Source organism: Microcoleus pseudofavosus SVA1_A4, assembly GCF_036700565.1.
Taxonomy (GTDB): domain Bacteria; phylum Cyanobacteriota; class Cyanobacteriia; order Cyanobacteriales; family Microcoleaceae; genus Microcoleus.
In genome coordinates this window covers 26,110-39,288 of sequence record NZ_JAUBPE010000011.1, presented here as the reverse complement: position 1 = coordinate 39,288, position 13,179 = coordinate 26,110, and the positions used below count along the sequence as shown (strand labels likewise).

General features: G+C 47.1%; 12 protein-coding genes. 4 read left to right on the top strand and 8 right to left on the bottom strand.

Annotated features, from left to right (window positions below; genetic code table 11):
* The first annotated feature begins 32 nt into the window (after nt 1-32).
* Nucleotides 33-1,196: a ferrochelatase gene (gene hemH, locus QUA02_RS07025; RefSeq protein WP_333026294.1), complete on the top strand. Its 1,164-nt coding sequence runs from the start codon at nt 33-35 to the stop codon at nt 1,194-1,196.
* A gap of 200 nt (nt 1,197-1,396) precedes the next feature.
* Here the strand turns inward: hemH and QUA02_RS07020 are convergent, their stop codons facing one another.
* A complete protein-coding gene (locus QUA02_RS07020; RefSeq protein WP_333026293.1) occupies nt 1,397-2,008 on the bottom strand; it encodes a DUF4126 domain-containing protein in 612 nt (203 codons plus the stop codon).
* A gap of 349 nt (nt 2,009-2,357) precedes the next feature.
* On the opposite strand from QUA02_RS07020, the gene QUA02_RS07015 reads away from it, so the two are divergent.
* Together QUA02_RS07015 and QUA02_RS07010 are read left to right on the top strand one after the other, a co-directional pair.
* Entirely contained in the window at nt 2,358-3,644 is a 1,287-nt protein-coding gene (locus QUA02_RS07015) for a Glu/Leu/Phe/Val family dehydrogenase (RefSeq protein ID WP_333026291.1), read from the top strand.
* The gene (locus QUA02_RS07010) at nt 3,641-3,823 is read left to right on the top strand and encodes a hypothetical protein (RefSeq protein ID WP_333026394.1); all 183 of its coding nucleotides are present in this window, start codon (nt 3,641-3,643) and stop codon (nt 3,821-3,823) included. Before QUA02_RS07015 ends, QUA02_RS07010 begins: the two co-directional genes overlap by 4 nt.
* A 91-nt stretch (nt 3,824-3,914) precedes the next feature.
* On the opposite strand, the gene QUA02_RS07005 is transcribed toward QUA02_RS07010, so the two are convergent.
* From QUA02_RS07005 to QUA02_RS06995, 3 genes are all read right to left on the bottom strand, one after another.
* Nucleotides 3,915-5,810, bottom strand: coding sequence for a formylglycine-generating enzyme family protein (locus QUA02_RS07005; RefSeq protein ID WP_333026289.1), 1,896 nt, complete (start codon nt 5,808-5,810; stop codon nt 3,915-3,917).
* Nucleotides 5,811-5,907: 97 nt separating this feature from the next.
* Nucleotides 5,908-6,297 carry a hypothetical protein gene (locus tag QUA02_RS07000; RefSeq protein ID WP_333026288.1) on the bottom strand — a complete coding sequence of 130 codons (390 nt, stop codon included), beginning with the start codon at nt 6,295-6,297 and terminating at the stop codon, nt 5,908-5,910.
* Nucleotides 6,298-6,462: 165 nt separating this feature from the next.
* Nucleotides 6,463-6,663 (bottom strand): helix-turn-helix transcriptional regulator, encoded by a 201-nt coding sequence (locus tag QUA02_RS06995; protein ID WP_333026287.1) that lies wholly within the window; start codon nt 6,661-6,663, stop codon nt 6,463-6,465.
* A gap of 161 nt (nt 6,664-6,824) precedes the next feature.
* Between QUA02_RS06995 and QUA02_RS06990 the strand changes: the two genes are divergently transcribed.
* Nucleotides 6,825-7,043, top strand: coding sequence for a hypothetical protein (locus QUA02_RS06990; protein ID WP_333026286.1), 219 nt, complete (start codon nt 6,825-6,827; stop codon nt 7,041-7,043).
* Nucleotides 7,044-7,226: 183 nt separating this feature from the next.
* Here the strand turns inward: QUA02_RS06990 and nrdJ (QUA02_RS06985) are convergent, their stop codons facing one another.
* The 4 genes from nrdJ (QUA02_RS06985) to QUA02_RS06970 all read right to left on the bottom strand — a co-directional run bounded on the left by nrdJ (QUA02_RS06985) (nt 7,227) and on the right by QUA02_RS06970 (nt 12,662).
* Nucleotides 7,227-8,243, bottom strand: coding sequence for a ribonucleoside-triphosphate reductase, adenosylcobalamin-dependent (gene nrdJ, locus QUA02_RS06985; RefSeq protein ID WP_445305150.1), 1,017 nt, complete (start codon nt 8,241-8,243; stop codon nt 7,227-7,229).
* Between the two features lie 301 nt (nt 8,244-8,544).
* Nucleotides 8,545-9,789, bottom strand: a complete 1,245-nt coding sequence (gene nrdJ, locus QUA02_RS06980) for a ribonucleoside-triphosphate reductase, adenosylcobalamin-dependent (protein WP_333026285.1) — start codon at nt 9,787-9,789, stop codon at nt 8,545-8,547.
* Between the two features lie 208 nt (nt 9,790-9,997).
* Nucleotides 9,998-10,285, bottom strand: coding sequence for a hypothetical protein (locus QUA02_RS06975; RefSeq protein ID WP_333026284.1), 288 nt, complete (start codon nt 10,283-10,285; stop codon nt 9,998-10,000).
* 214 nt (nt 10,286-10,499) lie between these two features.
* A complete protein-coding gene (locus QUA02_RS06970) occupies nt 10,500-12,662 on the bottom strand; it encodes a DUF4394 domain-containing protein (protein WP_333026282.1) in 2,163 nt (720 codons plus the stop codon).
* Nucleotides 12,663-13,179 lie beyond the last annotated feature (517 nt).

Below are 13,179 nucleotides of genomic sequence, written 5' to 3'. Positions count from 1 at the left end.
AGAACTGAGACGATGGGAGAGCTGTAACCGCTATGGGTCGTGTGGGAGTATTGCTATTAAACTTGGGCGGGCCAGATCAAATCGAGGATGTCCGCCCTTTCCTGTTCAACTTGTTTGCTGACCCGGAAATCATTCGCATTCCGTTTCCGTGGATGCAAAAACCGCTCGCCTGGTTGATTTCGACCCTGCGCTTTCAGAAATCTCAGGAAAACTACCGCCAAATCGGGGGCGGCTCTCCTTTGCGGCGGATTACCGAAGAACAAGCCGCTTCGCTGCAAGAACTCTTGCAAAAAAAGGGACAAGATGCTCGAGTATACGTGGGGATGCGCTACTGGCATCCTTTTACCGAAGAGGCGATCGCCAAAATTAAGCGCGATCGCATCGAACACTTGACAATCTTGCCGCTGTATCCTCAATTTTCGATCAGCACCAGCGGTTCTAGCTTCCGGCAGCTAGAAGAAATGTGGGGCAAAGATCCAGCCCTCAACGAGATCGAATATACCGCTATTCCTTCTTGGTATAAGCGGCCAGGCTACATTCAGGCAATGTCGGAACTGATAGCCCAAGAACTAGACCACAATCCTCATCCCGATCGAGTTCACATCTTTTTCAGCGCCCACGGCGTCCCCCTCAGCTATGTAGAAGAGGCTGGAGACCCCTATCAGCGCGAGATACAAGATTGCACTCGTCTGATTATGGAACATTTGGATCGATCGAACGAACACACTCTAGCTTATCAAAGTCGGGTTGGCCCGGTGGAATGGCTCAAGCCTTACACCGAAGACGCCATTACCGAATTGGCAGAAAATGGAGTCCAAGATTTGTTGGTAGTTCCGATTAGTTTTGTTTCGGAACACATCGAGACTCTGCAAGAAATTGACATGGAGTATCGAGAATTAGCAGAAGAATCGGGAATTCAGAATTTCTACCGAGTGCCCGCCCTGAATACTCATCCGGTGTTTATTGAAGCCTTGGCTGATTTAGTCATCGAGTCTATCGAATCTCCCAGCGTAAAATTCTCTGATGTTATACGCCCTTCCAAGATAGTGAAAATGTACCCTCAAGAGCAGTGGGAGTGGGGTTTGACCACGGGGGCCGAAGTCTGGAACGGTCGTGTGGCGATGATTGGTTTTGTGGCACTATTGATCGAGTTAATTACGGGTCAGGGCCCGCTACACTCGATCGGCTTGCTTTAAATTGACAGTTGACAGTTGACAGTTGACTGTTGACTGTTGACTGTTGACCGCTGTTACAAATGACTAATGATATCAATCCGTTGGGATCGGAATTATTCATCTCTCTGTTCTCTTCCTGGGCGCCCTCTGCGGTCTCTGCGGTTAAATCATTCCGAAACAACTGTAAACGATATAACTAATCACAAATAACTAATCACTAACTAATCTGGATCGCGCTTGCGGCGGCGGGGATTTCCCCTATCGCCCGTTATTCCCTGACTTCTGTACCAGCGATACCACTCTTTAGAACTGCGAATTGCCAGCCACAGCAGCATCATAGCAACTAACCCTCCCTGTCGCGGGGCGTCAAAGGCAAACAAAACCAAGGAAATGCACAGAACATCTTGGAGGAAAATCACCCAAATCGGCAAACCCCGCAGCCGGTAAAGCCATCCTGCTTGTACCAGTTGCAGCACTAAAGCCAACAAACCTCCGACAACACCAATAATCCACAGCATCCAAGGGTGAGCAATAATTTCGTCGATCGAACTTACCTGAGCGATCGCAATTCCCATAATTGCTCCTACAATGGGACTGAAAATAATTTGCACAATTTGCAATACCCGCTGTCCCACAAAAGTTTTAGAAGCAAATAACTCTAACAGCGACCAACTCACCAAGATGGCGATCGCCACTGGGGGGTGAACCCCCGACAATAGAGGTATTTCCGACCAAAGTTTGTCAATCCGCAACAAACCAATTAACAGCAGGGGCAGGGCAATTCTCATACCCCCTGCCGCAGACGCAGAGAGTGCGGCTAGGAGTCCAACCATAATAATAATTCAGTTTCTAACGTCAGCTAAAGCCTCGATCTATTTCAGAATTTAATTCCCCTGGTGGCTGGCTGTGATTTGAGCGATCGAACTCAAATTGCGGCTTGAGCTTAAATATCACCCTCTATTGTAAGTGTATCTGCTTAATCGCTGCTTGGCACTGCGAGATTGTCGATCGACACAATGCCGTTTTGCGGACAGTTAACTGTTGAGTGTTGACAGAATTCAACCTGGATTGTGATTAAATTAGCTTAAGTACCAGAAGCCTTCTTCTCTCTGACAACTGACAACTAACAACTGTCAAGTGACAACTAACAACAGTCAACTGACAACAGTCAACTAACTTCTTATGTCTGATTCATTATTTGCAGATGCCAGTCGCCGATTAGAACGAGCCTTAAAATATGTGTCCCTTTCCGAGGATACGATCGAACGGCTGAAACATCCCAAATCCAGTTTAATTGTATCGATTCCCGTGCGGATGGACGACGGTTCCCTGAGAATTTTCCAAGGTTATCGGGTGCGCTACGACAATACCAGAGGCCCGTCTAAAGGAGGAGTGCGCTATCATCCCGAAGTATCCCTTGATGAAGTGCAATCCTTGGCATTTTGGATGACTTTTAAATGTGCGGTTCTCAACTTGCCCTTTGGAGGGGCCAAGGGCGGAATTACTCTCAATCCCAAGGAATTGTCCAAACTGGAATTGGAACGGTTGAGCCGGGGCTATGTCGATGCGATCGCAGATTTCATCGGCCCCGATGTCGATATTCCGGCGCCGGATGTCTACACCAATCCCATGATTATGGGTTGGATGATGGATCAGTACAATATTATTAAGCGGCAGCTTTCTCCAGCGGTTGTGACTGGTAAACCAGTGACAATTGGCGGTAGTTTGGGCCGAGATACGGCCACAGCAATGGGTGCTTTTTTTGTAGTAGAAACTATTCTACCCAAATTTCAGCTAAAGCCTCGAGATACAACTGTAGCAGTACAAGGTTTTGGTAATGCAGGTGCAGAAATAGCAGAATTGCTGTGGAAAGCAGGTTACAAAGTTGTTGCTGTCAGCGATTCCCAAGGGGGAATTTATGCTAAACAAGGGCTAGATATTCCCAGTATTCGAGGCTTTAAAAACTCTAACAAAGGTATCAAAGCTATTTACTGCGAAGGTTCTGTTTGCAATATTATCGAACACGAAATTTTAACAAATGAGCAAATTTTAGCATTAGATGTGGACGTGCTGGTTCCAGCAGCTTTGGAGAATCAAATAACTGAAGCCAATGTTAATGATGTTAAGGCTAAGTTTATTTTTGAAGTAGCTAACGGGCCGATTGATTCTGCTGCTGATTTGGTTTTAGAAACGCGGGGAATTCACGTAATTCCTGATATTTTAGTCAATGCCGGAGGCGTAACGGTTAGTTATTTTGAGTGGGTGCAAAACCGCAGCGGGCTTTATTGGACGCTGGAGGAAGTCAACCAGCGGTTGAAGCATAAAATGGTCGAAGAAACCGAGGCAATTTGGAAAATAGCTGAGGAATTGTCAGTTTCCATGAGAACTGCTGCTTACGTGTACGGGTTAAATCGACTCGGAGAAGCGATGAATGCGAAGGGAACGCGGGATTATTATGTGAACGGTTGAGGGAAGTGCGATCGGGGAAGCTCGATCGTACAATCTTACCGCAGCTATTCGAGAAAAGCGCCGTCTACGAACCGACATGGCAAAACTTGGCTTTGAATTGGGGAACTTTAGGTTTGCACGCAGGAGTTTATTTGACTGCCACTTTGCTATTGCAGAAGCGGAAAGATATTTTCAAATAAACGTTGTTTTTTCCTAATCGGCCTCCGCAGACTTTTTTTGACAAGAAGCGATTGAAAATCGCCAAGCGCAAGAGGGTAAGAGTGTAAAGACCTAGGCAATCAACGCAGCCACACACGCCACTCGAAAACCGATGCCCATGTTGACATCGTCCGGCGCACAGTGGTTACGATTAGCCGATCCGCAATCACACGGCTGGCTGTACCACGAACCGCCGCGCAGCAGCCGATCATTGTTTGTTCCTGTTTTCCAAGAACTTCCGTCAGTCGGTGCACCATCATAATTGTCATGCCATTTATCGCTGCACCATTCCCAAACATTCCCGTGCATATCGTACAACCCAAAAGCATTGGGGGGAAAACTCCCCACAGGTGTGGAATAGTTTACGTCATAGTTGACTAATTCTAGAGAACTGGTTTCCCCAAGATGGAATGGGGTTGTTGTACCCGCACGGCAGGCGTATTCCCATTCGGCTTCACTCAGTAAGCGATATGTTTTCCCAGTTGTTTGCGACAGTTTCTCACAAAATTTGACAGCATCATACCAGGATACTTGTTCTACAGGACGTTTTTTACTACCTTTACAGTTACAGTACGATGGGTTGTTTCCCATGACTGCTTCCCACTGTGCTTGGGTGATGGCGTATTTCCCTGCATAAAATGTCGGTACTGTGACTCGATGCTGCAGAATTCGATCGCTACTTCTAACTCCTTGGTTGTCAGGGGGACCCATCGTAAATGTGCCGCCGGGAATCTTTACCATTTCTAAGCTGACACCGCGCCCTAGGTTTTCACTAAAGTATTCGGCTTGTCGCTGTTCTGTTTTGATGGTTTTTCCCCAGTGGTTGAGTGTGATGACTTGGAATTGAAAGGTCTCTGTTGGACTTAGTTTTGCGTCGGCCATGATTTTATTTGGTCTTGGTGGTTGTGCAGCAACACACGCAACCCGAAAACCGCTGAGGAACTCCCAATGGACCGGCGCATCGTAGCTACGAAAAGCCGATCGGCAATCCCTCAGATCGTTGCCCCACGAACCGCCGCGCCCCATCCGATAATTGTTTCCTGATTCCCAAGAACTTCCGTCAGTCGGTGCACCATTATAATTGTCAAGCCATTTATCGCTGCACCATTCCCAAACATTCCCGTGCATATCGTACAACCCAAAAGCATTGGGGGGAAAACTCCCCACATCTGTGGATTCGTTTCCGTTATAGTTGACTAATTCTGGGGTAATCGTTTCCCCAAAATGAAATGGGGTTGTTGTACCCGCACGACAGGCGTATTCCCATTCGGCTTCACTCAGTAAGCGATATGTTTTCCCAGTTGTTTCCGACAGTTTCTCACAAAATTCGACAGCATCATACCAGCATACATCTTCTACAGGACGTTTTTCACCTTTAAAGTACGATGGGTTAATGTTTCCCATGACTGCTTCCCACTGTGCTTGGGTGATGGCGTATTTCCCTACATAAAAAGCTGGTACTGTGACTTGATGCTGCGGGCTTTCGTCATCCTCTCGTCCTGCTTCGTCGTTGGGGGAACCCATCATAAATGTGCCGCCGGGAATGTAAACCATTTCCAGTATAATTCCGTGTCCTAAGTCTTCCGGAAAAAAGCGAGCAAATGACTTACGACGGCTGCTTTCTTGTCCATACGAATCGACTGTGATGACATCAAATTCAAATGTAGGAAGATAGTCTTGGGGGAAATTGGGTTTAATCTTTAAGTCATCTCTATCTTTCAGCAGTGCATAGGCAGCAAATTTTACCGGGATTGACTCATCCCGCAATGCTTGAATTATCAAATTTAACCCTGCTTCTCCATATTTCAGCGCTTCGGAAAGTGCGGCGATTCTAGCTTCGATCGCGGGCGAGGCTAAGCGGCTTTTAAGGCCGGGGATGCCTCCGAGTACCGCAGCACCTATCGGGGGTGGATTTTGACCGCCGAGGACGGCATCGTATTCTCTAGGTTCCTTTTGGTGGTTTGACATGATTTCAACCAGGGACTTTTGCTAGTTGATCCGGCTGCAATGGAGGCATCGCCAGCAACTCATCAACTGAGAAAGGTTGGGGCTGAGGAATTGCAGCTTAAGCGTCCATGAGTTCTTTTATTTTATCAAAAATCAAAACAGCTTCTGCTTCTGAGTCAGTTAGTTTTTCGTAAAAATAAGGTATGGAGAACCAATGCTCAAAAGCAATCTCTAACAAACCGTTAGTTGCTAACAGCACTTGCCAGTACCGAGAATATCTGCCATCCACTATCTCAAATAACGGGGCTGGATTGTGTATGGGATAATAAGTATACCGTTCGTCGCAAATATAGTATGATAAATTACCTTGCCATTCAGATATAGCATAGACAATATACTCTTTATCTAGTATCAGTTTAACTTCAGTTTCTTTGGTGATGTCTAACGGTGGATTTAGGTAGTTTTCCGGTAGATAAGCCCCTTTGTTGGCAATGCAGCAAATCTTCATATTCTAAAAAACAGGCTAGTTTTAATTGTACGATCGGGCTTTTATATCATTTCCGTTTAATTCAGAATTGTATCTGATGAAGTTCTGTAGATACCGTAGGGTGCGTCGCTGTCTATAATCTGCGGATCGGCTTGAAAATCTCGTAGCGACGCACCATACAAATATTTAATTTACCAAATCGTTTAAGGAAAGCTTCAGGAGGTCGCACAATGCTTTCGTCTGTTCTAGATACAGCTTTGGAATATGTCTACCTGCTTCCCAATTTTTCACCGTCATTACAGTCACGCCCAATTCATCAGCAACTTGCTGCTGCGTCAAAGAAAGCGATTGGCGTCGCTGTTTGAGTTTTTCCCCCACACTACTCATTAACTATCCAATTTCAGAATTCCTGTGGTTAAGTTGACTTAACCACAAATTGTCCGTAGTATGAGAGGAGAACATCACATTCGTCAGAAAGCCAGTGCGTCCCGGCTACCAACCTATCAGCACTGGCTCTGGCTCCCATACGTAATGGAGACAAGTTAATTATGCCTTACAAAGAACGACTTTATCCTTGGGTACTGGTTCGTTTGCTGCCCAAAATGCAGCGGTTGACAGTTGGTCAGTTCCGCAGTCGATCGGATGCGGACGGTCATCTAGAGATTCTCCGTCGCTTGGTTCCTAGCGGGAAATTCGCAGTGATATTTAACCCCGACCTGCTAGAGTCCCAGCAAGCTGACACTTGCGACAGAACATTCGATCGCTAATTTTCAAAGAATCCCTTCCCCGACACGGGGAGGGAGTTACAATTAGTCGTTGGGTGGGGGCGGGTTTACTAGATTATTGATTTTAGGCAATTATGGTTGGTAAAACCCGCCTCTACGATTTTTTGTTGACCTGCAATTAAACATAAAAAAAATCCCCCATTTGGGGGATTTCTTTCAAGGCTATTACATAGCCTTAGTCTCCGGCATCAAACACTTATCAGAATCGCAGCCCGCCGGCCCCGAATCCATCATTTCACCTAAGTCATAACGGCTCAAAGCCGCGTGAAAAACATCAATTTCGCGGCGGGCTAAAGTCTCTTCCACCATCTTGGTGTAAATTTCCTTACTCACTGGTTCAAAGGGCAAACGCGGGAAAGTTTCAAGAGCATCAAACCGAGCTAAAAGCGCTGCGGAAATGTAGCCTTCGTCGTCGCGAATCGCTTCATAAATCCGCGTACCCAAACTTTCAACTTCATTTTCCCGCAATTCAATGGTGGCCGAAGTGTTATGTCTGACATAGAACTTTTGCACCTGCATATAAAAGTCCATTTGTGCCGCCGCTGAGAATTTGTTAATGTCAATTTCATCAGCACCGGGTAAATCAGCCCAACTTACCGCAACGGGTATTTCTACCAGCCATTCCGTGCAGCGTTCGTCGAAGGGATTGTTCAGCAAATTGCCGTTTTCATCTTTGTCAGATTGAGACGGAATCACGTTGTATCCGTAGTCGATGCAGGCGAGGGCTACGGGGTCGTTTTTGCCGAAAGTGATTCGGCGAATAAAACGCTGGGCTTTCGGCGGATGCCAGCCGGGGGAAGCACCTGTCAGCAGAGATTTAGTACCCGATGGTTGAACGGTTGTGCAGCGATTTGGGCGTTTTAAGGAATGGCGATCGCAATAATCCCATACTACCCGATTCACAATCTCGCGCCAACCACTCAAATACTCTTCTTCCCGCTGTTTAAAGGCAATTCCCTGCGCCGTTTGCGGGCGGCCTTCCACCCACCAGCGCAGCCACTCAACGCCAAAAGCATGAACGAAGAAATCGAACAATCCCGTGAAAGATACGCCGACAATCGGGTCTAGTTCGCGGCTGTATTGATAGCGCGGTTCAAGAAATTTGTGATTGAGAAGTACCGCGACAGATAGAGCCGCAGCCCTGAAAGCTTCCTCCTGTTCTTTGAAATTGTAAGGGTCAATTTGATTGAGGTGAACCTCAGAAAGATTACAGTGGAAATTAGAGCCGATGATTTCCAGTTTTGTTACCCTAAAGGCTTTTTATCCTCTAGTTCTACAGATTCCATTTTACCTGTAGCTCGGCGTACTTTTTCATTTACTGTAGTTGTAAATGCCCCGCACTCTTGCCAGGATTATATTCTTCAATTAAGAAGGTTCACCCGGTACGCTCTACGGTGGTAAAGGATTTTTAATTCCCTTACTTACCTCGGAGTTAACATCTCAGTCTTCTCCGATTTTGCGAAGTTTTTTACGTGAGGCAAAATTACTTACCACACGGGTTTAAGCCCACACGGACTAACCGATGCTCTAACTCGCCAGCAGTCATATTAGGATGGCGTTCCTGCAACCACTCTTTAGCTTTTCCTTCGTCGTAAGCTTTCAAAAACTCACTTCTAAGACTCGGTGTTGAAAGCAAATCAACGTTAGAACGAGCTACAGCTTCGCCGGCCCATTGAATCGCACCTTCGCCGCTGTAATACTGTTTGCGGACAGCATCAATACATTCTTCTAGTGTAGGTTTGGTATGGAAAACGCGCGTATGGTTGGCCATCCGAAGGGCATCGCGTTCTGGATCTATTCTCCAGTTGCCGCTTTCATCTTGTTGCCACAAATTATTTTTAGCATTTGCTCCGAGTTCGTCATCAGCATAAAACTGACGCATTCCGGCCGATCTTCTAATATTGCCAGCAACAATTGTGACCGCCGCTTCATCTATCAACACGCAGCATTCAACTGAATTTAACTGTCGCCCTAAAGCTTTATTCAAAATTGCGGCGCAGCGCTGATAAAGGTCGGGCAATTTCACCGGATTTGCTACTCCGCCAAAACCTTTTAAAGGTTCTCCCACCGGGCGAACGTCGCTCAAATCGATGAATACTTGAATTTCTCCTGCAAATCTTTCATCTGTGGATAATTCCAGCAAAGTTTGATAGGAGTTTACCCAACCTTGGCGAGAATCTCCGACATAAATAGTTGCGGTTTTTTCTGCTATTTTTACTTCTGTTTCTTGACGGCGCGACTCAGCGGTAGTAGAGCCGATTTCACCTTGCATTGTTACGGTTAAGCGGTTGCTAATCGGTGGCAGTTGGTTGATATATTGTGGTTCCAAAACTGCGCCGGTGCCGCAGCCCATCATCGCCAAATCCATCAACAAGCCAAATGCCCGCCAGTCGAGAATATTTGTTGAGGAGCAATTATATGCGCCGGAAAAATTCTCTGGTTGCTCGATCCACTTGCTGCCGCCTACCCACAGCCAGCGGCCTGAAGCTAGGGTTTTGAGCTGGTTTTGCATCCGGTGCAGCAGTTGTGTTTCTTCGGGGGTGAGGTTTCCCAGCTTTTGCAGCCCCTTGACTGTTCGATCGCACACTTGGGCCCAAGTCTCCCTTCCCGTCTCGGTACGGCGGCTGTAAGTCCTGAAAAATACTGGATTGGCTGCGGGTGCTGTTTCGGGGAAATCGGACAGGTTGCGTTTCTCGCTGGCACTCGATCGCTCTAATTCTCGAACCATAGGTTGTGTACTGACGTGTCGGAATATATCAACAGACTATGAATATACAACAGGATTCAGATTTAGGGTAAAAGGTTAATATATTTGACAATTTGCACTAGATATGGGGCACAGAAGTGTACGAGCTCGATCGGGCGATCGCCCCAAAACTTGACGAAAAAACCCGATTTCTTCCAGAAACCGGGTGAAGCGCAAATCTTGTCAATTGTCAATCCTTTGTCAATAAAAACTCAATATTGGGTAACAGCGGGTCTTGAACAACCCCCACGCCGTTAAATCCCCAACGTTCGAGCAGCTTTTTTACCTGAGAACCGGAAATCGATTCTACTCCGAATCGATCGGCAACATCAGCAGCGTGGGCGTTGAGATAGCTCAGAGCATCATAGTCTTCGCGGAACATCAGCAGGAAACTAACTGCCGCATCTGGATTGGGACAAGCGCTGATATATTTGCCGTCAGCACGAGAACGCAGCAAGTAAAAAACTTGAGATAACATTTTATCTTGTTTGTCAAAATAATAGATTAACTCAAATTGGGAATTGGGAATTGGGAATTGGGAATGGAAATTGGGAATGGAAATTGGGAATGGGGAATTGAGAATTGCCCGATCGCAATTGCAGTGCGAGCTTCTAGATCGCGATCTAGAAGCTCGCACTGCAAAATAATTACGACTGCTCAACCGGACTCGATCGCCGATCGGACTTCACCATTTAAATCAAAGTCAGCGCCAAACCTTTAAATCCCCTGCCGTCGCCAATTTGACCGACGATCGAAGCTTGACCGGTCGTTAAATTAATATTGTACAAGCTCGAAACTCCGGCAACTTCGATCGCAGCCAAAGCCGTCTCGTTACCGCCAACACTCCTGAGATCAAAGCCGAGAACAGTACCAGCATCAATTCCCAAAGATCCGATCGTATTCAACACTCCATTATTCGGCGGATCTTGCCGCACCAAAACGTCTAAATTGGTGTCAATTACAAACAGCGTTGTCGAAGTGGCCCCGGCAAAATTATTCACATAGGCAGCCCCCGCACCTGCGGGAGAATTGCCAAAATTGCGATCGCCAGCCCGGTAAGCCAAATTCCCGTCGAGTTGAATTCCCCCCGTCAGCGTGTCAGCATCCACGATTCCCCCGGTATCCGGGTTGAGGCGGGCGTTTTGACCGGCTTGATTGACAAACCGAATTCGATCGACTGTCGGATTGAAATCAAAACCCGCAGCCCCCGGAGTCAGGGGAACAGCAAACTGCCCGCTACCGACTTGACTTGCAGCCCCAGTCACCGGATCGATCGCGTACAAGCGATTGGTAGAACCCACACCGTAAAGCACACCGTTAGCGGGGCGAAAATCAATCCCCAGCAAACTTTCTCCCGGCTGCAACCCCGTAACTGCCGCATCGCTGAGAATCGCCCGCGGTGCCGCCTCGTTAAAACCGACAATTGTTTCAGCGCCATTTCTGACAGTTAAGGCGTAAGCTGTAGGCAAAGGCAAAGCCAAACCGCTAATCTGTCTCCCGTCGGCAATTTGACCCGCAAAGGAAGCTTGACCGGTCGTCAAATTGATATTGTACAAGCCCGAAACGCCCCCAACTTCCAGCGCCGCCACCGCGACATCGCGGCCGCCAATACTTCTGATATCAAAGCCGAGAATGCTAGTGGCATCAACTCCCAAAGATCCGATCGTATTCAACACTCCATTATTCGGCGGATCTTGCCTCACCAAAACGTCAGAATTGCTGTCAATTACAAACAGCGTCGTCGAAGTCGCGCCCGCAAAGTTGTTCGTGTACGCAGCCGCCGCAGCCCCCGGAGTTGACCCAAAATTGCGATCGCCCGCGCGGTAAGCCAAATTCCCGTCGAGTTGAATACCCCCCGCCAGCGTGTCAGAATCGACAATTGCGCCGTTATCCGGGTTGAGGCGGGCGTTTTGACCGGCTTGATTGACAAACCGAATTCGATCGACTGTCGGATTGAAATCAAAACCCGCAGCCCCTGGAGTCAACTCAACAGCAAACGGCCCGCTGCCGACTTGACTTGCTTCTCCGGTTTTCGGATTAATTGTATACAAGCGATTGGTAGAACCCACACCGTAAAGCACACCGTTAGCCGGCCGATAATCAATTCCCAGCAAACTTTCTCCCGCTTGCAATCCAGTTACGGGCAAATCTGTGATGACACTTCCCGGATTGGAAAGACTAAAACCGACAATCCGATTAGCAGGAGTTAAAGCATAAGCCGTTGTCCGCGCTGGAGGCGGGGGGTTGGGAACAACGCTGCCAATATTATTAGTGAAACTTGCCTGGTTAATCGAACTTTGTCTCACCCCTCTGAGAGTAGCGAAAAATTCTCCTGTTACCCGGTCTTGAATAACAGTATCGTTTCCAGCTTCCAGAATATTCAAATCGCTAAAACTGACACCTTCGCCCAAACCGATTAAATCTGTACCGACTGCAAAATCGGCGATCGCATCCGCATTTGCCAAACTAACACCGCCGCTGGTACGGAAAGGGTCAGCCTCAGCGTAGCGCCTCAAAACAAATAGGTCTGCCCCGTCTCCGCCTATCAGGATATCAGTATCTCGATCGCCCGACAAAACATCATTGCCAGAGTTTCCAGAGATGGAATCGCTGCCTTTTCCGCCCACTAAAAAATCGCTACCTTCTCCGCCGTTAATAGTATCGTTCTCTAAATCTCCAAAAAGCGAATCTTGACCCGAATTTCCATCAATTAAGTCGCTTTGCTTCCCTCCATAAATGCTGTCATTACCAGAGTTTCCCGCAATAGTGTCATTGCCCATCAAACCAAAAATCAGGTCATCTTCTGAAGTTCCTGCTAGCAAATTTGCTTGCGCGGTGTCTCTAATTTCTGCCATGCTCTAATCACCCTCTAAATTTGATACTCCCGTTACCTTTCGGCAAGGGAATTCTCAGTACAAAATTTTCCAAGTTCGCACTATCGGCTAATTCGACTAAAATATTTTAGGCATGAGAAGCCGATTTTATGATATATTATACGCAGCTAGAATGATAAATAAATCCGCCTCCAGAGATATATAAAATCGCCTTAGATACAGATATACCCGCCTATATTTGATAGTTGGCAGTATAACCAGGGGCGCCGACAGTGCAACTGCAAACCCCCAAGCTGAACTTTTTAGCAGTGCGAACTTATGAAATCTTGTACTGCGTTCATGAGTAATATACGCTGAATCTCTAATTTTGGATCTGTCCAGTCAGAAATTATTTTTCAACTTGAATCTTAAAGCCTCCGAAGGTGGGCTTTGTGTGTGTAGCCGCGACCATCGATCGGTATAAAGTGCGTAATAAATGCGGATTTGGCATCATAAGTTGAACAGTCGTTTTCAGACGACTTAAGCTTTCAGGCAGGGG